This window comes from Streptomyces sp. NPDC045678 (genome assembly GCF_056432085.1).
In genome coordinates this window covers 484,476-507,520 of sequence record NZ_JBWKJS010000004.1, presented here as the reverse complement: position 1 = coordinate 507,520, position 23,045 = coordinate 484,476, and the positions used below count along the sequence as shown (strand labels likewise).

Genomic DNA, 23,045 nt, shown 5'->3' with positions numbered 1-23,045 from the left:
GGGTTGCCGCCTTCGGGGACTGTGGGGACAGCGGACTGGCCCGCAGATGCGCGAGGTTCGGGGTCGTGCGGGAACGGCGTGGCAGGGGCGCGTACGGATGCCCGGGGGGTGAAGAAACGTTTCGGCGTGGGGGGTGCGGGGTGCCAAGGGGGCTAGAGGCCGTCTCGGCTCAGGAGATGCCGAAACGTTCCTCCAGGAGCGCGAACATCTCGTCGTCGGTGGCTGCGGCGAACCGGTCGGTGGCCGATGCGTCGAGGTCGTCGGCCTGCCCGGCGTGCCGCATCCGCCTGGCCCTGTCGGTCAGGGACTTCAGCAGCTCCTCGATCCGCCGGTCGGTCTCCTGCCGGGGTGGGCGGTCGTGTGGGGTCCGCAGCCGTTCCAGGGCCGCGTCGGCCTGTTCCAGCGCGGTGAGCAGGGCGGTCTCCGCGTCGGTCGGCTCGGGGCCGGGGCGGGGCGCCGGGCTGCCGGGGGCGGCGCCCGTCGTGTGCGGCGTGTCGAAGAGTGTCGTCGCCAGGTGGCGGGCCAGCGCGGCCGGGGTGGGATGGTCGTAGGCGATGGTGGCCGGCAGGTGGGCGCCGGTGGTGTCGCGGAGGCGGTTGCGCAGCCGGACGGCGCTCAGTGAGCCGAGGCCCATCTCCTTGAACGCCATGTCAGGGCCGACGGCGCCGACGGGGCCGGCCCCGTCGGTCGGGTCCGCGTCGAGCACCGTGGCGACCGTGCGGCACACGAGGTCCACCAGAGCTTCGGTGCGCTGCTCGTCCGGGAGTGCCCTGACGCGGTCGGCCCATGTCTCGCCGCCGTCGGTCCCGGGGGCCTCGGTGCCGTGATCCTCGGCGCCGTGTTCGTGGACGATCGGCAGGTCGACGTGCCTGGGCGTGGTGCCGGTGAGGGCCGGCGTGAAGTCGACGTCGATGCCGTGGACGTACGCCTCCGCCACCGAGGTGAGGACCCGGCGGGAGCCGCCCTGGCCGCGTCGCAGGGTGCCCACGACGGCCACGTCGTGGATGCCGAGCTCGGCCGCTGCGTCCTCGATGGAGGCGCCGAGCAGCGGGTGCGGGCTCACCTCGACGAACGAGCGGTGTCCGGCGGCGAGCAGGTTCCGCACCGCCTGGTGGAAGCGGACCTGGCTGCGGGTGTTGAGGTACCAGTAGTCGGTGTCCAGCGTCGTGGTGTCGCGTTCGGCTCCGTCGACGGTGGAGTGGAAGGGCACGGTGGCGGGGCGGGGCGAGACCGGGCGCAGTACGTCCAGCAGGTGGTCGCGGAGCACCTCGACCTGGGAGCAGTGCCCGACGGTGTCGACGCCGGGGATGCGTTTGGCGTGGATGCCCTGGCCGTTGAGGTCGGCGACGATGTCGTCCAGGACGTCGGGCGGGCCTGCGAGCGCCACTGAACGCGGGCCGTTGATCGCGGCCAGTTCGGCGGAGTCGGGCCAGGCGGTCATGCGCCGGATGATGTCCTGTCCCGAGGTGGCGACGGAGATCACGGTGCCCTTGCCGACCAGTCGGAGCCAGGCCCTGCTGCGGTGGGCGAGCAGACGAGCGGCGTCACGCAGGTCGAGGGCGCCGGCGACCTGTGCGGCGGCGATCTCGCCGTAACAGTGGCCGACGACGGCGGCGGGTTCCACTCCGTGCGAGCGCCAGACCGCGGCGAGGGACACCATCGTCGCCCACAGGGTGGGCTGGAGGACATCGACCCGGCGCAGGGGCGGTGCGTCCGGTGCCTGGCGCAGGACGTCGAGGAGCGACCAGTCGACGAACTCGGCGAGTGCGTCGGCGCAGGCGTGCACGCTGTCGTGGAAGGGCTCGCTGGTTTCGAGGAGTTCGGCCGCCATGCCGGGCCACTGGGAGCCCTGGCCGGGGAAGACGAAGACGGGGCGCGGCGTTCCGGTGGCGGTGCCGTGGACGAGGTGGGGTGCGTCGGCGCCGGTGGCGAGGGCGCGCAGTCCGTCGGTGAGGGTGGCCCGGTCCGCTCCGATGACGGCGGCGCGTCGGCGGTCGGGGCGGGCGGTGAGCAGGGTGTGGGCGACGTCCGCGGGTGCGGACGGTGCGGCGTCGAGGTGGACGGCCAGGGTCGCGGCCGTGGCCCGGAGGGCGCGGGTGTGGGGGGCCGAGACCACCCAGGGCAGCGGAGTCGCGGGTGCGGTGTCCTGGGGATGGTCGAGGAGTACGAGCGCGGTGGTGCCGTCGCTGCCGTGCTCGGTGACCGCTGTGGGTCGCGGGAGCGTGTCGTCGTGCAGGACTGCCAGCAGGCCGGGGAAGCCCTCGGCCGGGGCCCGGGTGACGTCGTGCGGCAGGAGGCCGGTGACGTGCGGCGTTTCGTGGTCCGGAACCCCACGGTCGTCGGGTGCGGTGGTGCGGTCGTCAGATGCGGTGGTGCGGTCATCAGGTGCGGTGGCGCGATCGTCAGGTGCGGTGGCGCGGTCGTCGGGTGCGGTGGCGCGGTACGCCGACGTGGCGCGGACGAGTGCCTGGGGCGTGGCTCCCGCGGCGGTTGCCGCGGACTGCCTGGCCAGGATCAACGCGCAGGAATCTTCGGGGAGTTCGGCGCCCACCACCGCGTACGTGGCGTCTCCCGCGCGCAGGGCCTGGGCGGCGAGATGGAGGGCGAGCAGTGCGGGTGCCTCGCTGGTGTCGAGGGAGATCGTGGCCCCGGTCAGGCGCAGGGAGGCGGCGAGCCGGCCGGCGGCTCCCGGGTTCGCCGCGGTGACGACGGTGGGCCGAGCGTGTCGCAGGACGGCCGGGTCGATGCCCGTCCGGGCGATGGCGGCACGTACGGCTTCCGCCATCGGGGCACGGTGTCCCGCGCCGATGAGAACGATGGGGTCGTTTTGCCGTTCGGATTGCTCTGCTTGCCGTTCGGATCGCCCCGCAAGGGGCTCGGACGGCTGTGGGAACGGGGCCGGAATAGGGCTACCCGTCATTGTTTCATCCGGCAGCGATAAGCGAAGAAAGACATCCCCCGTGAGTCTCCTTTGAATTGCCGAAAATTTCGGAACCGTTATTCAAGCACCTTGCGGATGGAAGCTCGTGATCACTGTGCCAGCCCCAAATTTCACCCGTCAACCAGGCGTCGTGTGATCAGGATCACGGATCTACGTGGTACCAATCCGGATATTTGCCACTGAACCGGCTTGCCTGTGTGGCCCCTTGTCAAAAGAACGTCTGGGCAAACATGGAGCTCTGCAAAATCTCAGTTTGACTGTTAACGACTCCCTCACCCCTTGTGCGCCGGGCTGGGTTGCCGCATCCCGAGCGTGACCGGGCGATGATTTTCCGCCGACTCGGTGATACGGTCGGCGCCGAACGGATCTTGAGCGCTTTAATGGCGCATCGGGACTGCCGACCAGAGCCTTCGCGAATGCGGGCGGCGTCGGCGCGATTTCCCTGGCGGTCGCATCGCGGCCGACATCCATGCCGGATCACGGCCGACTTCCACGACCAATCAGCGGTGACGACCGACACCCGGCCCGGTGGGCGGTGCGAGGGGGAATTCCATGACAAGGGCAGGGCCGTTCGAGGGCATCGCCGTGCTCCTGGCCGGCCGCGGCACGTCAGCCGCGCTGCTGGGAAGACTGCTCGCGGACCTGGGGGCCCGTGTCGTACCGCTCGGCCAATCCCCTTCCCCCGAGGCCCCGTTCGAGCGCCGGACGCTCTCCGCCGCACCTTCGGCGGCCGGTTGGGACCAGGCAACGCGCCTGTTGCAGACGGCCGATGTGCTGGTGTGCGACGCGGAGGGAGACGACCGGCTCGCCGAACTGGGGCTGGGCGCCGGGGAACTCCTCGACCGTCACCCCGAGTTGGTCACCGTGCGGCTGAGCGCCTTCGGGCTCACCGGACCGCTGCGCGACGCCCCGGCCACCGAGCGGACCCTCCAGGCGCTGGCCGGTCTGACCTCGGCGACCGGCGCGGAAGGCGACCCACCGGTCCTCTCCGTGGTGGGCCTTGCCTCGCGTACGGCCGCCCTGTCCGGCCTGATCGCCGTCGCGGCCGGGCTCGTCGGCCGGGAGCGCGGAGGCGGCGGAGACTACCTGGACATCGCCGAGTTCGACAGCCTGTTCACCCTGACGGGCACCCTGCTGCCGAGCGTGGCGCTCACCGGCCGCCCGCCGCGGCGCACGGGCAACCGGCACGGCATGGCGGCCCCCTGGAACAGCTACGCGTGCCAGGACGCCCCCGTCGTCATCTGCACGATGGGCGAGCCGATATGGCACAGGCTGGCCGCGGTCATGGGCCGGAGGGACCTTCCCGACGACCCGCGCTTCGCCGACACCGCGGCCCGCGTCCGCAACGCCGACGCACTCGACGAGATCCTCGGCAAGTGGACCGCCGGGCAGCCGGCCGCCGACGTGGTGACCGCCCTGCGGGCCGCCGGCATCCCTTGCGCCCAGGTCGCGGCACCCGAGGAGGTCCGCGACGGGGCCGCCGCCGGGCGGCGCGGCCTGGTCGCCCGCCCGTCCGGTACGCCGGGCAGCCCCCTGCACTCTCTGATACCCGCCGTCACCGAAGGCCCCATGCCTCGGCAGGGCCGCCTCTGGGAGCCGATCGCGCGCGGCGCTCCCCCGCTGGCAGGCGTCCGCCTGCTGGAGATCGGCTCGTACACTGCGGGACCGCACGCGGGCCGCCTGCTGGCCCAACTCGGCGCCGACGTCCTGAAGGTGGAGCCGCCGCACGGCGAGGGGTCCCGACGGCTCGCCCAGCAGGTGGGTGGAGTCGGCTACCTGTATTACGTCAACAACGCGGGCAAGCGCTCCTGCCGGCTCGACCTCACCGACGCCGAGGACCGGGCGGAGTTCGACCGGCTGCTCGCCGGGTGCGACATCGTGCTCACCAACCTCGCGGCCGACACACTCGCCGCGCAGGGCCTCGCCCCCCAGCACGTCGTGTCCCGGCACGGCGTCGTGCACTGCACGGTCACCGGCCACGGCCTGGCCGCCGCCGACCGCAGCGTCGACACCGTGATCCAGGCCGAGTCGGGCATCATGCACCTCGTCGGAGGCCCCGGCGAAGGGCTGCGCACGCCGGTGTCCAGCGCCGACGTCCTCGGCGCCTACCTGGCCGCTGCCGCCGCCGTCGTGTCCACCTACGTCCGTCTGCGCACCGGGCACGGATGCACCGCGGACGTCGCACTGTTCGACAGCGCTGTCTGGCTCACCCAGGACCACTGGTTCCCGTCCGCACCCGCCCCGGCCCCTCGACTGGTCCGGGCGGCGGACGGCACCGTCCTCGTCGACGCGGAGGGGCCGCTACCGGGCACCGAAGGAGCCGAAGTGCCCGTCGCCGCCGTACTGGACGCGGCGGCCGCGGCCGGCGTGCCCGCGGCCCCGCTGCACGACCTGACCCACGCCGTGCGGCACCCCCAGGTCCGCGCCCGGCGGATGGCCGTCGCCCAGGACCACGCCGGCACCACCGTGCTCATCACCGGCCATCACCTGCGTTCCCTGCTCCGCGAGGACCCGCCACCCACCCGCGCGCCCGTCGACCAGAACGATCCCACCTGGCGCGGGCCCGCCCCGACCGAGGGAGAGCAATGAAGGTTTTCCACGCGCTTGCCGACGCGCTGGCCGCACACGGCGTCGATACCGTCTTCGGTCTGATGGGCAACGCCAACTTGCTCTATCTGCCCGCCTTCGCCGACGCGGGCGGACGGTTCGTGTCCGTCGCCCACGAGGCGGGCGCCGTCGCCATGGCCGACGGGCACGCACGCATGTCCGGCGGCATCGGCGTGGCCTCCGTGACGCACGGGCCGGCGTTCACCAACGCCCTGACCCCACTGGTGGAAGCGGCCCGCAGCCACAGCCAGGTCCTCCTCATCACAGGTGATCCGCCGCCGGTGCCCACCCACTTCCACCACTTCGACATCGCGACGGTCACGGCCGCGGCGGGCGCGGGCTACGAACGCGTCCACGGACCGGCATCACTCGTCGCCGACCTGAACCGGGCCGTCCAGCGCATCGTGGCCGAGCGGCGACCCGTCGTACTCAACGTGCCGATCGACTTCATGCAGGCGGAGGCGGGCGACCAGGCGCCGATCGCCCTCCCGGTGGCGCCCGGCCCCCTGGCGGCCCCGGAACCCGAGGCGCTGGACGGCGCGCTGGGGCTGATCGGCTCGGCCAAGCGGCCGCTGGTACTCGCCGGGCGCGGTGCGGCCGCCGCCGGCGCACGGCAGGCCCTGGTGGAACTGGCGGACCGGACCGGAGCGGCACTGGCCACCACCGTGCTCGGCAAGGAGATGTTCGCCGGTCACCCCCGCGACATCGGCGTCTTCGGCTCGCTCGCGCACAGCGTGGCGAGCGGGGTCATCGCCGAGTCGGACTGCGTGATCGCGTTCGGGGCGAGCCTGAACATGTGGACCGCGCTCAACGGCGAACTGTTCCGCGGCAGGAGAGTCGTGCACGTGGACACCGATCCCGCCCGGTTCGGCTCGTACACCCCCGTCGACGAACCCGTGGCCGGGGACGCCCGCCGCACGGCTGAGGCCATGAACACGCTGCTGGAACAGGCCGGAGTCACCGCGGCCAACCGTGCCTGGGCCGAGCGCGTCGCCGGACAACTGGCCGGGTTCTCGCCGCAGGACGACGTCGACGACCGCGGCGGAGCGGACACCGTCGACATCCGGACGGCGATGATCCGGCTGGACCGGATCCTGCCCGCCGAGCGCACCGTCGTCAGCGACATCGGCCGCTTCGACGTGGGTGTCTGGCCGTATCTGCGCGTGACGGACCCGCTGCACTTCACCGTCATGGGCGGCTTCGGCTCGATCGGGCTCGGTGTCGCCGGGGCGATCGGCGCGGCGACGGCCGGCACCGGCAGGCCCGTGGTCGCCGCCGTCGGGGACGGCGGCTTCATGATGCACCTGTCGGAGTTCACGACGGCGGTACGGCACCGGCTGCCACTCGTCGTGGTCGTACTCAACGACGGGGCGTACGGAGCCGAGCACTACAAGCTCAGGAACCACGGCTACGACCCCGCGTACTCGGCGTTCGCCTGGCCCGACCTCGCCGGGCTCGCGACGGCGATGGGCGCGCGCGCCCTCACCGTCCGCAAGGCGGAGGAACTCGACGCCGTCGGCGATGTGCTGCCGACGCTCGAAGGCCCGCTGCTCGTCGACGTCCGGCTGGACCCCGACGTGAATCTCGTCCGGTACTGAGGGGACAGGCCATGCCCACCACCAGCATGCTGACCGCCGCCGACGGCACCGGCCTCGCGCTGCACCGCTGGACCACGCCCGGCGCCACGTCGGCCGTCTTCTACATCCACGGCATCCAGAGCCACGCGGGCTGGCTGTACGAGACGGGGCCCGAGCTCAACGCCCGCGGCATCGACGTCTACGCCCTGGACCGCAGGGGCTCGGGCCGCAGCGAGGGCCCCCGCGGTCACCTGCCCTCGGCCGGCCTCGTCCTCGACGACTACGCGCGCGCCGTCGACGCCGTGGCGGCACGGACCGGCGGGGCCGGGCCGGTCGCCCTGGGGCAGAGCCTGGGCGGCAGCGTGCTGGCCGCGCTGTGGTGCAGCCGCGAACTGCCCGTCCGCAGACTGGTCCTGTGCGCGCCCGCGCTGGGGCAGCAGCGGGCGCGCCACACGGCGGACGCGCTCGCGGCGCGCCGCGCGCTCACCGGCGGCGCGCCGCGGCCCGTGGGGCTCGCCGACGACGACTACACCGACCTGCCGCGCTACCGGGAGTTCCTGGCCGCGGACCCGCTGATGCTGCGGGAGGTCACCTCGGCCACACAGGCGACGCTCGTGCACCTGGAGGACCACTACGCCGCCGGGACGCCCCGTACCCGGCTCCCCGTCGACCTGGCCCTCCCCGCGCACGACCCGATCATCGACCTGCCGGCCGCGCGGGCGGTGCTGCGCCGTCTGACGTCCGCCGTGCACGAGGAGGTCTTCGCCACGGACCGGCACTACGTGGAGTTCACGGCGGCCCGGACGGCGTACTGGGACTGGCTGGCCACACGGCTGAAGGAGGACACATGATCCGTCGTGTACGGCTACACACCGCCGTCGTGCCCATGGCCGCGGCGTTCGACCACGCCACGCGCTCCCGCCGCAGCGCGGAATCCCTGCTGGTCGAGATCGAGCTGGCGGGCGCCCGCGGTTGGGGAGAAGGGGCGCCCCGCGGTTACGTCACCGGTGAGACGCTGGACGGCGCGGTGCGGGCGGTACAGGCCTGCGACCCCGGGAAGCTGGCCGAGCGGATCGACTGGCGGGACTTCGACAGCGCCGTCGCCTCGATCGACCGGCTGCCGCCGACCGAGCTCGTCGACGGGCCGTCGGCGGCGGCCGCGGTGGAGACAGCGCTGCTCGACGCCGTGTGCCGGCGCTTCTCCCGGCCGCTCGCCGACGTCCTGCGCGTCCTGGACCCGCCCGCCCGCGTACGGCGGAACGGACCGACGCACGTCAGCCTCGTGATCCACCTCTCCCGCGACGTCGCGTCCGTCCTGGACGCGCTCACCCCGCGGGCGCTGGCGGAACTGCGGCACGTGAAGATCAAGGTGGCGGACCCGGCCGGAGCGGTGGACCGGCTGGCCGCGGCCCGGGACCGCCTCCCCGCCGGCACCCGCGTCTCCCTGGACGTCAACGGCGCCTGGACGGTCGAGGAAGCGGAGAAGGCCGCGGGCGAACTGGACGGCGTGGAGTGGGTGGAGGAGCCTCTCCCGCCGCGGTCCTGGCCCGAACTGGTCCGGCTGCGGCAGGCCACCGGGCTGCCCGTCATGCTCGACGAGTCCTGCACCGGACCGGCCGACCTGCACACCGCCGCCACGAGCGGGGCCGCCAGCCACATCAACGTACGCCTGTCGAAATGCGGTGGCTTTCTCGCCGCGGCCCGTCTGGCGCTGCGCGCGGACGAACTCGGCGTCGGCTGCCAGCTCGGCGTGCACGTGGCGGAGGTGGGGCCGCTGTGGGCGGCCGGGCGGACCCTGGCCACCACGTGGGACCTGTGGCGGACGGTCGAGTCGGGCCGGGCCGACGAGTGGTTTCCCACCCCCCTGACCCGGCCGGCGTTCGCCGTCGACCGGTCGCTGCACCGGGTCGGGCCGCTGGCCGGCCCGGGCACCGGGGTCGAACCGACCGACGAACTGCTGCGACATACCCGGTGCGCGGCCACCTGGGAGCCCGACGGCGGCTGGCGGAGGAACACATGACGGCACAGCGCGATGTGGCTCTGGTCACCGGAGCGGGCAGCGGCATCTGCGCGGAGGTCGCCCGCGGCCTGGCCGCCCGGGGCCTGCGCGTCGTCCTGCTCGACAAGGACGCCGACGCGGTGCACCGGGTCGCGGGCGAACTCGGCGACGGGCTGGCCCGCGACCCGCTGGTCGTCGACGTCACCGATCCGCACGCCCTCGCGTCCGCGGTCGACTCGCTCGCCCCGCGGCACCGGCCGGGCGTCCTGGTCAACGGCGTCGGCGGCGACACCCGGGCCCGCCCGGTGACCGAACTGACCGAGGCCGACCTCCAGGAGGCCGTCACGCACAACCTGGCGAGCGTGTTCACCGTGACCCGGCTGTGCGTCCCGGCGATGGTCGCGGCGGGGTGGGGCCGCGTCGTCAACCTGGCGTCCGTGGCCGGTCGCACGTACACCCGGTTCAGCAACGCCGCCTACGTCGCCGCCAAGGCGGGTGTCATCGGGTTCACCAAGCAGTGCGCCTACGAACTGGCCCCGCACGGTGTGACGGTGAACGCGGTCGCCCACGGCGTCATCGGCACCGAACGCATCCGCCGGGCCTGGGAGGACAAGCCCGCGCAGTGGACCGCCGACCGGGTCAGCCACATCCCCGCCGGCCGCTTCGGCAGCGTCGCCGAGGCCGCGGGCATGGTCTGCCATCTCTGCGGCGACGACGCCGGTTACACCACCGGCACGGTCGTCGACGTCAACGGCGGACTGCACATCTGACACGGCGAACCGCACATCCGACAAGCAGGGACGGAGCGTTGGAACAACGATGAGTCTGGAACTCACCGACCGCGTGGTGATGGTCACCGGAGCGGGCAGCGGCATCGGCCGGGCCGCGGCCCGGCTCCTCGTGGGGCACGGAGCACGCGTCGTCCTGGTGGGCCGCACCGCGTCGGCCCTCACGGAGACAGCCGCCGGACTACCCTCCTCGCACCACTTGGTGGTGCCCTGCGACGTCGGCGACGACAAGCAGGTGGCGGAGTGCGTGGGCCGGGCGGTCGACCGGTTCGGGCGGCTGGACGGGGCGTTCAACAACGCCGGGACCTTCGGCGCGTTCGGGCCGCTGCACGAGGACACCGCCGACAACTTCGACCGTGTGATCGCCACCAATCTGCGCGGCGTCTGGTCGTGCATGCGCGGACAGATCGAGGCCATGCTGACGGCTGGCGGCGGCGCGATCGTGAACTGCGCGTCGGTGGCCGGGCACATCGGCCACGCCCAGAGCCCCCTCTACTCGGCCACCAAACACGCCGTCATCGGCCTGAGCAAGTCGGTGGCCCTGCAATACGCGGGCGACGGCATCCGCGTCAACGTGGTCAGCCCGGGTTCGACCGACACCCCCATGCTGCGCAGCCTGTACGCCGACGCCGGCGCCCTGGCGCTGCGAGCGCGCCGGGCCCCGCTGGGCCGCCTCGGCAGGTGCGAGGAGGTGGCCAACGCGGTCGCCTGGCTGCTCAGCCCCCTCGCCGCCTACGTCACCGGGCAGACCCTGGGGGTCGACGGAGGCGTCACGGCCGGCGCGGCGGCCCCTCGTACCACCGAAGCGGAAGGAGAGCGGCGCTCATGACCGGTACGGACACCCGAAGTGACGTGTGGATCAGGCAGTACCGCGCCGCGCGTCCCACGGCACCCCAGTTGGTGTGTCTGCCGCACGCCGGTGGCTCCGCGACGTTCTACCACCCCGTGGCCGCCGCGCTGGCGCCCGGGTGCGACGTGCTCGCGGTGCAGTATCCGGGGCGGCAGGACCGCCGCGCAGAGAAGCCCCCGGAGGATCTCGACGAGCTCGCGGACCAGCTGTTCCCCGTACTGCGGGCGCGTGTTCACGAGCCGGTCGCGCTCTTCGGGCACAGCATGGGCGCCACCCTCGCCTTCGAACTGGCCCGGCGGTTCGAGAGTGCGGGGGTATCCCTGGAGGCACTCTTCGTCTCGGCCAGGCCCGCGCCGTCCCACCAGCGGGAAGGGGGTACGGTCCATCTGCTGCCGGACGATGAGCTGTTGGCCGAGCTGAGGTCCCTCGACGGCACCTCGGAGCTGGTCGTCAACGACGAGGAGCTGATGCGGGCGGCCCTTCCCGCCGTCCGCGGCGACTACCGGGCCGTGGAAACCTACCGCTACCGTCCGGGGCCGAGGCTGCGGTGCCCCGTCCACGCCTTCATCGGCGACAGCGATCCCATGGTCACCCCCGAGGAGGCCCGGGCCTGGTCCGAGCACACGGAAGGCCCGTTCGAGCTCGACATCCTCACCGGCGGCCACTTCTACCTGCTGAAGCACCAGGCTTTGGTGCTCGGCGCCATCGCCGAGCAGCTGTCCGTCACATCATCCTGAGACCGGCGCTCGGGGAACTCGGATCCCCGATCACGCCGCACTCCCCCGGTGCTCCTGCGGACTCATCCCGTAGACCCGCTTGAACGCGCCGGACAGGGCGAACGCGCTGCCGTAGCCGATGCGGCGGGCTATCGAGCCGATCGTCAGGTCGGTGTCGCGCAGCAGGTCCGCGGCGAGCGCCAGGCGCCAGTTCGTCAGGTACGTCATCGGGGGCTCCCCCACGAGCTCGGCGAACCGCCGGGCCAGCGCGGCCCGCGAGACGCCCGTCTTCGCCGCGAGGTCCGCGATGGTCCAGGGGTGGGCCGGGTCGTCCTGGAGCAGGCGCAGGGCGCGGCCGACGACCGGGTCGCCCATCGCCCGGTACCAGGCGGGCGCCTCCGCCTCCGGGCGGGAGAACCAGGCGCGCAGGGCGGCGATCAGGAGCAGGTCGAGGAGCCGGTCGAGGACGACGGCCTGGCCCGGCTCTTCCTTGCCGATCTCGTCGGCGACGAGCGGGGTGAGCGGGCATTCCCACACCTCGCCGGGCAGGACGAGCAGCGGCGGCAGCGCGTCGAGGAGCCGTCCGGTGATCTCGCCCCGCATCTGGTACGTGCCGATGAGCATCTCCACGGAGCCGTCGCGGCGTTCGCCCCAGGCGCGCGGCCCGAGGTCGCGGTAGCGGGCCACGGGGGCTCCGTCGAGCGGTACACAGCGCTGGCCCGGCAGGATCTCGGCGAAGGCCGGGGTGGCGGGTTCCCCGGCGCACGTGTAGTGGTCCGGGCCGCGGGCGATCGCGAGGTCGCCGGGGCGGATGCGCTGGGCGGGCCCGCCGTCCGCCGGGGTGATCCAGGCGTCGCCGCGCGCCATGACCATGACGGACAGGGGCGCCTCGTCGGCGATGCGGACGGACCAGGGCGGGTCGAAGAGCGCGCGGATCATGAAGGCTCCGCGGGCGCGCGGGCCCTCGAGCAGTCCGGCGAGTACGTCCATGGCGGAAGCGTAGACGTAGGCGTATGGCCGTGAGCTCCTCGGCGATGGTTCCCCGGCGGGCCCGGCAGTTGACTGGTGGGCATGACGACGAACAGAGCGAACGCGGCGAGCACGACGAAGACGGATGTGACGGTTCTGGTGACGGGGGCGACCGGGCGTGTGGGGCGCCGGGTCGTGGAGTCCGCGGAGGCGGCCGGGCTCACGGTGCGGGCCGCCTCGCGGTCCGGCGCGGTGCGGTTCGACTGGGCGGACCGGTCGACGTGGGCGGACGCCCTGCGGGGTGCGGACGCCGCGCACCTCGCGTACCTGCCGGACGTGGGCGCGCCCGGCGCGGCCGAGACGGTCGGCGCGTTCGCCCGCGAGGCGGTGGCGGCGGGCGTGCGGCGGCTGACGCTGCTTTCGGCGCGGGGCGAGGAGCAGGCGCACGCGACCGAGCGGGCGGTACGGGACTCGGGGGCCGAGTGGACCGTGGTGCGGGCCAGTTGGTTCGCGCAGAACCTCAGCGAGGGGCCGCTGCTGGACGGGATGCGGGGCGGAGAGCTGGTGTTCCCGGCCGGAGAGGTGCTCGAACCGTTCATCGACGCCCGGGACGTCGCGGACGTGGTCGTGGCCGCGCTGACCGGCGGCGACCGGTTCGCGGGCCGCACCCTGGACCTCACCGGGCCCCGGCTCCTGTCGTTCCGGCAGGCGGTGGCGGAGGTCGCGGCGGCGGCCGGGCGCGAGATGACGTACGTGCCGGTGTCCGCCCGCGACTACGGGGCGGCGCTCGCCGGGTTCGGGGTGCCCGCCGAGGAAGTGGAGTTCCTGGTCGAGCTGTTCGAGACGAACCTCGACGGGCGCAACGCGAAGCTCTCCGAGGGGGTACGGGAGGTGCTGGACCGGGACCCGAGGGACTTCGCCGACTTCGCCAGGGAGCGGGCGGAGGCGGGCACCTGGAAGTGCTGACCTCACGTCCTCCGGGGCGGGAGTCCCGGAGCGCTGCCCCGGACCCCGCTCCTCAATCGCCGGAGGGGCTGTTGTCCCCGGACCCCGTCCCGTTCCCGTTCCGTTTCGCGTGCTTCGGCTGCTTCGCGGGGGCCCGCAGGCGCGACGTCACGTCGTCCGGCGGCAGGAAACGCGACCAGCGCTCGGGGAACTCGGACGGCATCTCGGGGTCGTCGGGGTCGTCCGGGTCCGACATCGCCTCCCGTGCCGCGGCCGCACGGGCCACCACCTCCGCGGCCTGCGCCTCCCTTATGCGGTCGTTGGCGGCGCGCGCGGCGGCCGTCGCGACGGACGGCCAGACCCGGTCGATGGCCGCGTTGACCGCGGCGCCGACCAGGACCGCGAACGCCGAGACGCCGATCCACAGCAGCACGGCGACGGGCGCCGCCAGCGAGCCGTAGATCGTGGGGCCCTCCACCGTGCTGGTGAGGTAGATGCGGAGCAGGAAGCTGCCGAGCACCCACATGGCGAGCGCGACCAGCGCGCCCGGCATGTCCTCCGCCCACGGCGAACGCACCGGCACTGACACGTGATACAGCGTCGTCAGGAAGACCACGGAGAGGATGACGACGACCGGCCAGTAGAGGATCTGGACGACCGTCGTCGAGCCCGGCAGCAGCTTCACCACCGCGTCCGGTCCCGCCACCATCAGCGGCAGCGCCACCGACCCGATGAGCAGCGCCACGATGAACAGGCCGAAGGCGAGCATCCGGGTCTTGACGATGCCGCGCGCGCCGTCGAGGCCGTACATCACCGTGATGGTGTCGATGAAGACGTTCACGGCGCGCGAGCCGGACCACAGGGCGAACAGGAAGCCGATGGAGATGACGTCGGGGCGGCTGACCCGCATCACGTCGTCCAGTATCGGTTCCGCGATCTGGTGGACGCCCCGGTCGGACAGGACCGTGCGGGACGCCTCCAGGATGTTGTTCTGCACGCTGGCGATCGTGTCCGCGCCCGTCCACCGGTCCACGTACGCGAGCAGGCCGATGAGGCTCAGCAGCAGCGGCGGGACGGAGAGCAGCGTGAAGAAGGCCGCCTCGGCCGCGAGCCCCAGGATGCGGTACTCGATGCACGAGTTGACGGTGTCCTTGAGCAGCAGCCAGGCGGTCCTGCGCATGGAGACGTTCCGGTAGAGAGCGCGGGCCCGGTTCCAGCGGCCCGACGGCCGCCCGGGTGTTTCTTTTGCCTGGTGCACCTCCTTACCGTAGCGGCATGGCAGCCAGCACCCACACAGTGACCAACCAGGCTCCGCCCCTGGTGGGATATGACGTATTCGCGTCCGACCGGGCCCTCGTGGAAGGGGTCGAGCGGCACCTCGATCCGGCGCTCCTCGATTCCGCCCGCGACGAGCTCTCGTTGCTCGGCCGGGCCGCGGGATCCGCCCAGGCGCAGAAGTGGGGAGACCAGGCGAACGCGAATCCTCCGGTTCTGCACACGCATGACCGGTACGGCCACCGGATCGACGAGGTCGAGTTCCATCCGGCGTGGCACCGGCTGCTCGGCAAGGCGGTCTCCGCGGGCCTGACGGCCGCCTGGTCGCGGCCCGGCGGGCATCTGCGCCGGGCCGCCGGGTTCGTGGTGTGGACGCAGGTCGAGGGGGGTCACGGCTGCCCGGTCTCGATGACGCACGCCGCGGTGCCCGCGCTCCGCGCCGACCCGGCGCTCGCCGCCGAGTGGGAGCCGCGCCTCACCTCGACCGTGTACGACCACGGGCTGCGCCCGGCGTCCCAGAAGGCCGGCGCGGTCTTCGGGATGGGCATGACGGAGAAGCAGGGCGGCAGCGACGTACGGGCCAACACCACGCGCGCGCAGCCCCTCGCCGAGGACGGGACCTACGCGCTCACGGGCCACAAGTGGTTCTGCTCCGCGCCCATGTCGGACGGGTTCCTGGTCCTCGCGCAGGCCGAGCCGGGCCTGACGTGCTTCCTCGTGCCGCGTGTGCTCGAGGACGGCTCGCGGAACGTCTTCGCCATCCAGCGGCTCAAGGACAAGCTGGGCAACAGGTCCAACGCGTCGAGCGAGGTCGAGTTCGACGGGACGTGGGCGCGGCGGGTCGGGGACGAGGGGCGCGGGGTGCGCACCATCATCGAGATGGTGGCGGCGACGCGCCTCGACTGCGTGATCGGGTCCGCGGCGCTGATGCGGCAGGCCGTCGCGCAGGCGGTGCACCACGCCACGTACCGGGAGGCGTTCGGCGGCAAGCTCGTCGACAAGCCGCTCATGCGCAACGTACTGGCGGATCTGGCGCTGGAGTCGGAGGCGGCCACGACCCTGGCGCTGCGGCTCGCCGCGGCCTACGACGACGGGGGCGAGCAGGAGCAGGCGTTCCTGCGGCTCGCGGTGCCCGCGGCGAAGTACTGGGTGACCAAGCGCTGCACGCCGCTGGCCGGCGAGGCCCTCGAATGCCTGGGCGGCAACGGCTACGTGGAGGATTCGGGCATGCCGCGGCTGCTGCGCGAGGCGCCGCTCAACTCCATCTGGGAGGGGTCGGGGAACGTCCAGGCGCTGGACGTGCTGCGGGCGCTGCAGCGCGAGCCGCGGGCCCTGAACGCGTTCCTCCAGGAGGTCGGGACGGCGCGCGGCGCGGACCACCGCCTGGACGCCGCGATCAAGGACCTGCTGACCGAACTGGCCGACCTGGAGGGCATCGAGGGGCGCGGGCGACGGCTCGTGGAGCGGATGGCGCTGGTGCTCCAGGGTTCGCTGCTGGTGCGGTACGCGCCGCCCGAGGTCTCCGACGCGTTCTGCGCCTCACGGCTCGGCGGGGACTGGGGCGCGGCGTTCGGCACGCTGCCGCACAGTCTCGACCTGGCGGCGGTGGTGGAGCGGGCCGCTCCGGGCGTCTAGGGCCGGCCCGGCCGATCAGGGCCCAGGGCGGAAGTCCCCTGGCTGGTACGGGGGTGGTGCTGCGCCGACACGGCACCACCCCCGTCACTCAGGCCCCGTGAGGAGCGTGAACACCGCACGGGCGGCGTTGCTGTCCAGATTCGGGCCCCGCCCGACCCTTGGCCAGGGTTGCAGGAGGTTGCAACCCGTACCCGGGAAGGCCGCGCAGGAGGCACGATGAAGGGGCGCTCCCGCACGCACTGGTCTGGCCGGAAAGGACCCAGTGGTCATGAACGCCCCGTCGACGATCGACCTCGCGCGCCTGTCCGGCATGGACCTCGCGCACGCCGCACGCGTCCTGAAGGGGGTGCGGGACGCCACGCTGTCAGGGCAGCGGCCGAGCGTGCTGCCGCGGCCGGTGATCGGCGACTCGTGGGGGCGGATGATGCTCGGCGGGGTCGATCCGGACCGTGACTTCCGGTCGCGGCTGCTGAGCGAGGAGGAGTTGGAGGAGCGCCGCCGCGCCTCGCCGCTCCGGGACATCCTGCCCGTCCTGCGCGACGCGCTGGTCTCCGTGGCGGACGCGGCGCAGCACATCATGGTCGTCAGCGACGCGGACGGGCGGGTGCTGTGGCGCGAGGGCAGCGCCGCGGTGCTGCGCAAGGCGGACTCGCTCGGGTTCGAGCCGGGCGCGGACTGGGGCGAGAACGTCGTGGGGACGAACGGCATCGGGACGCCGCTGGTGGTGCGGCGCCCCGTGCAGGTCTTCTCCGCCGAGCACTTCGTGCGGACCCACCACGCGTGGACGTGCACGGGCGCCCCGCTGACCGATCCGCGCGACGGCAGGCTCCTCGGGGTGGTCGACGTCAGCGGTCCGCTGCGGACCGTCCATCCCGCGACGCTCGCCCTGGTCGACTCGGTCGCCAAGCTCGGGGAGGCGCGGCTGCGAGACCGGCACGTGACGGCGCTGGACCGGCTGCGCGCGGTGGCGGCGCCGGTGCTCGCGCGGCTCGACGGGCGGGCGCTGGCGGTGGACGTGCACGGCTGGACGGCCGCGGTGACGGGCATGCCCCCGGCGGACCGCCTCACGCTCCCCAAGTCCTTCGGCGCGGGCCGCACCTGGCTGCCGTCGCTCGGCCCGTGTCTGGTGGAGCCGCTGCCCGGCGGGTGGCTGCTGCGCCCGGAGGACCCGGGTGACGTGCCGCGGCCGGTCGCCGCCACCCGTCTCGTCCTGGACGTGAGCAGTCCGCGCCGGTGGACGCTGTCGGTGCTCGGCGGCGCCCACGACTGGACGCACGAGCTGAGCCCGCGCCACGCCGAGCTCCTCTATCTCCTCTGTACGTACCGCACGGGACGCACCGCTTCGGGGCTCGCCGAGGACATGTTCGGCGATCCGGCGCGCACGGTGACGGTGCGCGCCGAGCTCTCCCGCGTGCGGCGCTATCTGGGCGGGCTGCTCGCCCACCGCCCCTACCGCTTCCACGAGGACGTGGACGTCGACGTGATCATGCCGGAGCGCCCCGCGGACCTCCTGCCCCACTCGATGGCGCCCGCGGTGCGCGCCGCGCGGCGGCTCACGGAGCCTTGAGGCCTTGAGGCCGACATGGACCCCCGGATGCGGCGCATGATTCTCTGAGCCCCATGAGCATCACTGTCACCACCTGGTCCCTCGAACAGACGTCGCCGGGCGACCTGCGCCCGGCCGCCGCGCCCGACGGGGACGTCCGGATCGTGCGCGCCGGGGTTCCCTCGCCCGAGTTCAGCCGGTTCCTGTACGCGTCCGTCGGCGGCGACATCCGCTGGTCCGACCGGCTCTCCCTCACGTACGCGGAGTGGCAGAAGCTGCTCGACCGGCCGGGGGTGGAGACGTGGGTCGCGTACGAGCAGGGGACGCCGGCCGGGTACGTGGAGCTGGCGGCGCGCGGCGAGAACGGGGACGCGGCGGAGGGCGTCGTCGAGATCGTCTACTTCGGGCTGCTCCCCGCCTTCCGGGGGCGCCGCATCGGCGGCCACCTCCTGTCGTACGCCGTCGCGCGCGCCTGGGACCTGGCCGAGCGGTGGCCGGGGCTCGCGCCGACCGAGCGGGTCTGGCTGCACACGTGCTCCAAGGACGGCGAGCACGCCATGGACAACTACCGGCGGCGCGGCTTCCGGCTCTTCGACACGAAGGTCGAGGAGGAGGCGGACGTGCCGACGCCGGGGCCGTGGCCTGGGGCCGACCGCGACTGAACCCTCCGCCGAGTCTGCACGGCCCGCTGTGACCGACGACACCCTTGTCCACGATACGGGACAAGGGTGTCCGCATTTTGGATAATGCTGGACTGGGCCGAAAGTCCCGTGACACGCTTCCGGCATGGATCGCACTGGAAACGCCTTGGTGAGTCGACGTCACGTCGACCTCGGCCGCATGTCCAGCGCCATGTGTCCGGCTTGCTGATCGACTCAGCACAGCCGCTCCCCATCCACTGAACCCCCTCCCTGCGCAGCGCCGCGCGCACGTCCCCGCATGTGCCCAACATCTGCGGACGTGTGCCATACCCGCAGGTCAGAGCCTCCCTCCCGTCGCCCGACCGCCACCCCTCAACGACGGCGCTACGCGCCGACCCCTTCTGAATCGCCGCCCCGAAGGACGTACCGCCATGGCCGCCACGCCAGAGAAGCCTGCCCCAGCAACGCCCCGCCGCAAGGTGAGTCGTCACCGCGGCGAGGGTCAGTGGGCCGTCGGTCACTTCACGCCGCTCAACGGGAACGAGCAGTTCAAGAAGGACGACGACGGTCTCAATGTGCGGACACGTATTGAGACGATCTACTCGAAGCGTGGATTCGACTCCATCGACCCGAACGATCTCCGTGGCCGTATGCGCTGGTGGGGTCTTTACACCCAGCGCAAGCCCGGGATCGACGGCGGCAAGACCGCGGTCCTCGCGCCGGAGGAGCTGGACGACGAGTACTTCATGCTCCGCGTCCGCGTCGACGGCGGACGGCTGACCACCGAGCAGCTGCGCGTGATCGGCGAGGTGTCCCAGGAGTTCGCCCGCGGCACCGCCGACCTCACCGACCGCCAGAACATCCAGTACCACTGGATCCGCATCGAGGACGTGCCCGAGATCTGGCGCCGTCTCGAAGCCGTCGGCCTCTCGACCACCGAGGCGTGCGGTGACACGCCCCGCGTCATCCTCGGCTCCCCCGTGGCGGGCGTCGCCGAGAACGAGATCATCGACGGCTCCCCCGCCATCGACGAGATCCAGCGCCGCTTCATCGGCAACCCCGAGTTCTCCAACCTGCCGCGCAAGTTCAAGACCGCGATCTCCGGGTCGCCGCAGCTCGATGTCGCCCACGAGATCAACGACGTCGCCTTCGTCGGCGTCAACCACCCCGAGCACGGACCCGGCTTCGACCTCTGGGTCGGCGGCGGCCTCTCCACCAACCCCAAGCTGGGCGTGCGCCTCGGCACCTGGGTCCCGCTCGACGACGTGCCGGACGTATTCGGCGGCGTCATCGGCATCTTCCGCGACTACGGCTACCGCCGCCTGCGCAACCGCGCCCGCCTGAAGTTCCTCGTCGCCGACTGGGGCCCGGAGAAGTTCCGGCAGGTCCTCGAGGACGAGTACCTGCGGCGGAAGCTGGCCGACGGACCCGCCCCCGAGCAGCCCGCGGGCACCTGGCGCGACCACCTCGGCGTCCACCGCCAGCAGGACGGACGCTTCTACGTCGGCTTCGCCCCGCGCGTCGGCCGCGTCGACGGCACCACCCTCACGAAGATCGCCGAGGTCGCCGAGGCGCACGGCTCGGGCCGGCTGCGCACCACCGCCGAGCAGAAGATGATCGTGCTCGACGTCGAGCAGGACCAGGTCGACCCGCTCGTCTCCGCACTCGAGGCGCTCGACCTGCGGGTCAACGCCTCGCCTTTCCGGCGCGGCACCATGGCCTGCACCGGCATCGAGTTCTGCAAGCTCGCCATCGTCGAGACCAAGGCGCGCGGCGCCTCGCTCATCGACGAACTGGAGCGCCGCATCCCGGAGTTCGACGAGCCGATCACCATCAACATCAACGGCTGCCCGAACGCCTGCGCCCGCATCCAGGTCGCCGACATCGGCCTCAAGGGCCAGCTCATGCTCGACGACGAGGGCAACCAGGTCGAGGGCTACCAGGTGCACCTGGGCGGCGCCCTCGGGCTCGACGCCGGCTTCGGCCGCAAGGTCCGCGGCCTGAAGGTCACCGCCACCGAGCTCCCCGACTACGTCGAGCGGGTCCTCAAGCGCTTCCAGGAGCAGCGCGAGGACGGCGAGCGCTTCGCCACGTGGACCGCCCGCGCCCCCGAGGAGGCCCTCAAGTGAGCGAGCGTGCCGCCCCGTTCCACTGCCCCTACTGCGGCGACGAGGACCTGCGCCCCCACGAGGCCGGTCACGGCGCGTGGGAATGCGGAGCCTGCAACCGGGCCTTTCAGCTGAAGTTCCTCGGGCTGCTCGCCCGGGGCGTTCAGCACACCAGCAGTGGAGAGAACCAGATATGACGACTGCTCAGGATCAGAAGGCGCGCACCGACGACGAGTTGAGGGCACTCGCCGAGCAGGCGGGGCGCGACCTGGAGGACGCCTCCGCCCTGGAGATCCTCCAATGGGCCGCCGACACCTTCGGGGGACGCTTCTGCGTGACCTCCTCGATGGAGGACGCGGTCGTCGCCCACCTCGCCTCGCGTGCCAGGCCCGGCGTCGACGTCGTGTTCCTGGACACCGGCTACCACTTCCCGGAGACCATCGGCACCCGCGACGCCGTCGAGGCCGTCATGGACGTCAACGTCATCACCTTGACGCCCCGTCAGTCCGTGGCCGAACAGGACTCGGTGTACGGCGCGAAGCTCCACGACCGCAACCCGGACCTGTGCTGCAAGCTGCGGAAGGTCCAGCCCCTGGAGGAGGGCCTCGCCGGGTACGTCGCGTGGGCCACCGGGCTGCGCCGCGACGACTCGCCGAGCCGCGCGAACACCCCGGTCGTCGGCTGGGACGAGAAGCGCGGCAAGGTCAAGATCTCGCCGATCGCCCGCTGGACCCAGGACGACGTCGACGCGTACGTCACCGAGCACGGCGTCCTCACCAACCCGCTCCTGATGGACGGCTACGGCTCGGTGGGCTGCGCCCCCTGCACCCGCCGCCTCCTGGAGGGCGAGGACGCGCGCGCGGGACGCTGGGCCGGCAACGCCAAGACCGAGTGCGGGATCCACTGATGCCCGCGCCGCAGACGCAGCAGACTCAGACGCAGACGCAGACGCAGCAACAGACCCTGGAGAACCACGTGACGACCGGAGCCACCGTCTGGCTCACCGGCCTGCCCAGCGCCGGAAAGACCACCATCGCGTACGAACTGGCGGGCAGGCTGCGCGCCGACGGCCGCCGCGTGGAGGTCCTCGACGGCGACGAGATCCGCGAGTTCCTCTCGGCGGGCCTCGGCTTCAGCCGCGAGGACCGGCACACCAACGTGCAGCGCATCGGCTTCGTCGCCGAACTGCTCGCGCGCAACGGTGTGCTGGCCCTGGTGCCCGTCATCGCGCCGTTCGCCGACAGCCGCGAGGCGGTGCGCAAGCGCCACCAGGCCGGGGGCACCCCGTACCTGGAGGTGCACGTCGCGACGCCGGTCGAGGTCTGCTCCGTACGCGATGTGAAGGGCCTGTACGCGAAGCAGGCCGCGGGCGAGATCACCGGACTGACCGGGGTCGACGACCCCTACGAGGCTCCGGAGTCGCCCGATCTGCGCATCGAGTCGCAGGACCAGACCGTGCAGGAGTCAGCGGCGGCGGTTCACGCGCTGCTCAGCGAAAGGGGTCTCGCATGACGACCGTCGCGAAAGTGACCGACGAGGGCACCGACAGCCCGTACGCGCTCAGCCACCTGGACGCCCTCGAGTCCGAGGCCGTGCACATCTTCCGCGAGGTGGCGGGCGAGTTCGAGAACCCGGTGATCCTGTTCTCCGGCGGCAAGGACTCCATCCTGATGCTGCACCTGGCGCTGAAGGCGTTCACTCCGGCGCCGGTACCGTTCGCGCTGCTGCACGTGGACACGGGACACAACTTTCCCGAGGTGCTGGAGTACCGCGACCGTGTGGTGGCTGAGCACGGGTTGCGTCTGCATGTCGCCTCGGTGCAGGAGTACATCGACCGGGGTGTGCTGAAGGAGCGTCCTGACGGCACCCGCAATCCGCTCCAGACGCTGCCGCTGACGGAGAAGATCCAGAGTGAGCGGTTCGACGCGGTCTTCGGCGGCGGGCGCCGTGACGAGGAGAAGGCCCGTGCGAAGGAGCGGGTGTTCTCGCTGCGGGATGAGTTCTCGCAGTGGGACCCGCGCCGTCAGCGCCCCGAGTTGTGGCAGCTCTACAACGGTCGGCACGCGCCGGGTGAGCACGTGCGTGTGTTCCCGCTGTCGAACTGGACCGAGCTGGATGTGTGGCAGTACATCGCCCGTGAGGACATCGAGCTTCCCGGCATCTACTTCGCCCATGAGCGTGAGGTGTTCCGCCGCTCGGGGATGTGGCTGACGGCGGGTGAGTGGGGCGGGCCGAGGGAGGGCGAGACGGTCGAGCGGCGGCTCGTGCGCTACCGCACGGTCGGCGACATGTCCTGCACCGGCGCGGTGGACTCCGACGCCACCACGCTGGACGCCGTCATCACGGAGATCGCCGCGTCCCGGCTGACCGAGCGCGGCGCGACCCGCGCCGACGACAAGATGTCCGAGGCCGCGATGGAAGACCGCAAGCGCGAGGGGTACTTCTAAC

At 72.6% G+C, this 23,045-nt stretch carries 20 protein-coding genes; 17 read left to right on the top strand and 3 right to left on the bottom strand.

From position 1 onward, the window contains the following. Window positions 1-169: 169 nt before the first annotated feature. The gene (locus AC07DO_RS16845) at window positions 170-2,920 is read right to left on the bottom strand and encodes an acyltransferase domain-containing protein (protein ID WP_479060324.1); all 2,751 of its coding nucleotides are present in this window, start codon (window positions 2,918-2,920) and stop codon (window positions 170-172) included. A 573-nt stretch (window positions 2,921-3,493) separates the two neighbouring features. Between AC07DO_RS16845 and AC07DO_RS16840 the strand changes: the two genes are divergently transcribed. From AC07DO_RS16840 to AC07DO_RS16810, 7 genes are read left to right on the top strand one after another with little or no spacing between them, the layout of a single operon-like run. Beyond that, window positions 3,494-5,530 (top strand): CoA transferase, encoded by a 2,037-nt coding sequence (locus tag AC07DO_RS16840; RefSeq protein WP_479060322.1) that lies wholly within the window; start codon window positions 3,494-3,496, stop codon window positions 5,528-5,530. Further along, window positions 5,527-7,146 carry a thiamine pyrophosphate-binding protein gene (locus AC07DO_RS16835; RefSeq protein ID WP_479060320.1) on the top strand — a complete coding sequence of 540 codons (1,620 nt, stop codon included), beginning with the start codon at window positions 5,527-5,529 and terminating at the stop codon, window positions 7,144-7,146. Before AC07DO_RS16840 ends, AC07DO_RS16835 begins: the two co-directional genes overlap by 4 nt. Window positions 7,147-7,157: 11 nt before the next feature. Beyond that, window positions 7,158-7,976: an alpha/beta fold hydrolase gene (locus AC07DO_RS16830; RefSeq protein WP_479060318.1), complete on the top strand. Its 819-nt coding sequence runs from the start codon at window positions 7,158-7,160 to the stop codon at window positions 7,974-7,976. After that, window positions 7,973-9,145, top strand: a complete 1,173-nt coding sequence (locus AC07DO_RS16825; RefSeq protein WP_479060316.1) for an enolase C-terminal domain-like protein — start codon at window positions 7,973-7,975, stop codon at window positions 9,143-9,145. Before AC07DO_RS16830 ends, AC07DO_RS16825 begins: the two co-directional genes overlap by 4 nt. After that, on the top strand, window positions 9,142-9,894 hold the full coding sequence (locus AC07DO_RS16820) for an SDR family oxidoreductase (RefSeq protein ID WP_479060314.1): 753 nt from the start codon (window positions 9,142-9,144) through the stop codon (window positions 9,892-9,894). Before AC07DO_RS16825 ends, AC07DO_RS16820 begins: the two co-directional genes overlap by 4 nt. Window positions 9,895-9,943: 49 nt before the next feature. Beyond that, window positions 9,944-10,741: an SDR family NAD(P)-dependent oxidoreductase gene (locus tag AC07DO_RS16815; protein WP_479060312.1), complete on the top strand. Its 798-nt coding sequence runs from the start codon at window positions 9,944-9,946 to the stop codon at window positions 10,739-10,741. Beyond that, entirely contained in the window at window positions 10,738-11,499 is a 762-nt protein-coding gene (locus tag AC07DO_RS16810; RefSeq protein WP_479060310.1) for a thioesterase II family protein, read from the top strand. Before AC07DO_RS16815 ends, AC07DO_RS16810 begins: the two co-directional genes overlap by 4 nt. 30 nt (window positions 11,500-11,529) lie before the next feature. Here AC07DO_RS16810 and AC07DO_RS16805 read toward each other — a convergent pair whose 3' ends face one another. After that, window positions 11,530-12,468, bottom strand: a complete 939-nt coding sequence (locus AC07DO_RS16805) for an AraC family transcriptional regulator (RefSeq protein ID WP_479060308.1) — start codon at window positions 12,466-12,468, stop codon at window positions 11,530-11,532. An 81-nt stretch (window positions 12,469-12,549) separates the two neighbouring features. Here AC07DO_RS16805 and AC07DO_RS16800 point away from each other — a divergent pair, with 81 nt between their 5' ends. Then, window positions 12,550-13,413 carry an SDR family oxidoreductase gene (locus AC07DO_RS16800; RefSeq protein WP_479060305.1) on the top strand — a complete coding sequence of 288 codons (864 nt, stop codon included), beginning with the start codon at window positions 12,550-12,552 and terminating at the stop codon, window positions 13,411-13,413. A gap of 52 nt (window positions 13,414-13,465) precedes the next feature. Here the strand turns inward: AC07DO_RS16800 and AC07DO_RS16795 are convergent, their stop codons facing one another. Beyond that, window positions 13,466-14,650 (bottom strand): YihY/virulence factor BrkB family protein, encoded by a 1,185-nt coding sequence (locus AC07DO_RS16795; protein ID WP_479060303.1) that lies wholly within the window; start codon window positions 14,648-14,650, stop codon window positions 13,466-13,468. Between the two features lie 17 nt (window positions 14,651-14,667). Between AC07DO_RS16795 and AC07DO_RS16790 the strand changes: the two genes are divergently transcribed. The 9 genes from AC07DO_RS16790 (at window position 14,668) to cysD (ending at window position 23,044) form a co-directional block, all read left to right on the top strand. Beyond that, window positions 14,668-16,302: an acyl-CoA dehydrogenase family protein gene (locus tag AC07DO_RS16790; protein WP_479060301.1), complete on the top strand. Its 1,635-nt coding sequence runs from the start codon at window positions 14,668-14,670 to the stop codon at window positions 16,300-16,302. 268 nt (window positions 16,303-16,570) lie between these two features. Next, complete coding sequence (locus AC07DO_RS16785; RefSeq protein WP_479060299.1) at window positions 16,571-17,869, top strand: GAF domain-containing protein; 1,299 nt, start codon at window positions 16,571-16,573, stop codon at window positions 17,867-17,869. 53 nt (window positions 17,870-17,922) lie between these two features. Then, a complete protein-coding gene (locus AC07DO_RS16780; protein WP_479060297.1) occupies window positions 17,923-18,510 on the top strand; it encodes a GNAT family N-acetyltransferase in 588 nt (195 codons plus the stop codon). Between the two features lie 124 nt (window positions 18,511-18,634). Further along, a complete protein-coding gene (locus AC07DO_RS16775; RefSeq protein WP_317850486.1) occupies window positions 18,635-18,718 on the top strand; it encodes a putative leader peptide in 84 nt (27 codons plus the stop codon). A 202-nt stretch (window positions 18,719-18,920) separates the two neighbouring features. Continuing rightward, on the top strand, window positions 18,921-20,618 hold the full coding sequence (locus AC07DO_RS16770; RefSeq protein ID WP_479060295.1) for a nitrite/sulfite reductase: 1,698 nt from the start codon (window positions 18,921-18,923) through the stop codon (window positions 20,616-20,618). Continuing rightward, window positions 20,615-20,794 carry a hypothetical protein gene (locus tag AC07DO_RS16765; protein ID WP_150186830.1) on the top strand — a complete coding sequence of 60 codons (180 nt, stop codon included), beginning with the start codon at window positions 20,615-20,617 and terminating at the stop codon, window positions 20,792-20,794. Before AC07DO_RS16770 ends, AC07DO_RS16765 begins: the two co-directional genes overlap by 4 nt. Then, on the top strand, window positions 20,791-21,504 hold the full coding sequence (locus tag AC07DO_RS16760) for a phosphoadenylyl-sulfate reductase (RefSeq protein WP_479060293.1): 714 nt from the start codon (window positions 20,791-20,793) through the stop codon (window positions 21,502-21,504). The genes AC07DO_RS16765 and AC07DO_RS16760 overlap by 4 nt, the downstream gene beginning before the upstream one ends. Beyond that, window positions 21,504-22,109 carry an adenylyl-sulfate kinase gene (gene cysC, locus AC07DO_RS16755; RefSeq protein ID WP_479060291.1) on the top strand — a complete coding sequence of 202 codons (606 nt, stop codon included), beginning with the start codon at window positions 21,504-21,506 and terminating at the stop codon, window positions 22,107-22,109. The genes AC07DO_RS16760 and cysC overlap by 1 nt, the downstream gene beginning before the upstream one ends. Further along, window positions 22,106-23,044 carry a sulfate adenylyltransferase subunit CysD gene (cysD, locus tag AC07DO_RS16750; protein WP_479060289.1) on the top strand — a complete coding sequence of 313 codons (939 nt, stop codon included), beginning with the start codon at window positions 22,106-22,108 and terminating at the stop codon, window positions 23,042-23,044. The genes cysC and cysD overlap by 4 nt, the downstream gene beginning before the upstream one ends. Window position 23,045 lies beyond the last annotated feature (1 nt).

What these genes read in the sequence shown, in the direction of transcription:
- AC07DO_RS16760 (WP_479060293.1), top strand. Translation starts at nt 20,791, where the DNA reads ATGACGACTGCTCAGGATCAGAAGGCGCGCACCGACGACGAGTTGAGG.
- AC07DO_RS16780 (WP_479060297.1), top strand. Translation starts at nt 17,923, where the DNA reads ATGAGCATCACTGTCACCACCTGGTCCCTCGAACAGACGTCGCCGGGC.
- cysC (WP_479060291.1), top strand. Translation starts at nt 21,504, where the DNA reads ATGCCCGCGCCGCAGACGCAGCAGACTCAGACGCAGACGCAGACGCAG.
- AC07DO_RS16800 (WP_479060305.1), top strand. Translation starts at nt 12,550, where the DNA reads ATGACGACGAACAGAGCGAACGCGGCGAGCACGACGAAGACGGATGTG.
- AC07DO_RS16790 (WP_479060301.1), top strand. Translation starts at nt 14,668, where the DNA reads ATGGCAGCCAGCACCCACACAGTGACCAACCAGGCTCCGCCCCTGGTG.
- AC07DO_RS16825 (WP_479060316.1), top strand. Translation starts at nt 7,973, where the DNA reads ATGATCCGTCGTGTACGGCTACACACCGCCGTCGTGCCCATGGCCGCG.
- AC07DO_RS16785 (WP_479060299.1), top strand. Translation starts at nt 16,571, where the DNA reads ATGAACGCCCCGTCGACGATCGACCTCGCGCGCCTGTCCGGCATGGAC.
- AC07DO_RS16840 (WP_479060322.1), top strand. Translation starts at nt 3,494, where the DNA reads ATGACAAGGGCAGGGCCGTTCGAGGGCATCGCCGTGCTCCTGGCCGGC.
- cysD (WP_479060289.1), top strand. Translation starts at nt 22,106, where the DNA reads ATGACGACCGTCGCGAAAGTGACCGACGAGGGCACCGACAGCCCGTAC.
- AC07DO_RS16845 (WP_479060324.1), bottom strand. Translation starts at nt 2,920, where the DNA reads ATGACGGGTAGCCCTATTCCGGCCCCGTTCCCACAGCCGTCCGAGCCC.
- AC07DO_RS16805 (WP_479060308.1), bottom strand. Translation starts at nt 12,468, where the DNA reads ATGGACGTACTCGCCGGACTGCTCGAGGGCCCGCGCGCCCGCGGAGCC.
- AC07DO_RS16830 (WP_479060318.1), top strand. Translation starts at nt 7,158, where the DNA reads ATGCCCACCACCAGCATGCTGACCGCCGCCGACGGCACCGGCCTCGCG.
- AC07DO_RS16775 (WP_317850486.1), top strand. Translation starts at nt 18,635, where the DNA reads ATGGATCGCACTGGAAACGCCTTGGTGAGTCGACGTCACGTCGACCTC.
- AC07DO_RS16835 (WP_479060320.1), top strand. Translation starts at nt 5,527, where the DNA reads ATGAAGGTTTTCCACGCGCTTGCCGACGCGCTGGCCGCACACGGCGTC.
- AC07DO_RS16810 (WP_479060310.1), top strand. Translation starts at nt 10,738, where the DNA reads ATGACCGGTACGGACACCCGAAGTGACGTGTGGATCAGGCAGTACCGC.
- AC07DO_RS16770 (WP_479060295.1), top strand. Translation starts at nt 18,921, where the DNA reads ATGGCCGCCACGCCAGAGAAGCCTGCCCCAGCAACGCCCCGCCGCAAG.
- AC07DO_RS16815 (WP_479060312.1), top strand. Translation starts at nt 9,944, where the DNA reads ATGAGTCTGGAACTCACCGACCGCGTGGTGATGGTCACCGGAGCGGGC.
- AC07DO_RS16820 (WP_479060314.1), top strand. Translation starts at nt 9,142, where the DNA reads ATGACGGCACAGCGCGATGTGGCTCTGGTCACCGGAGCGGGCAGCGGC.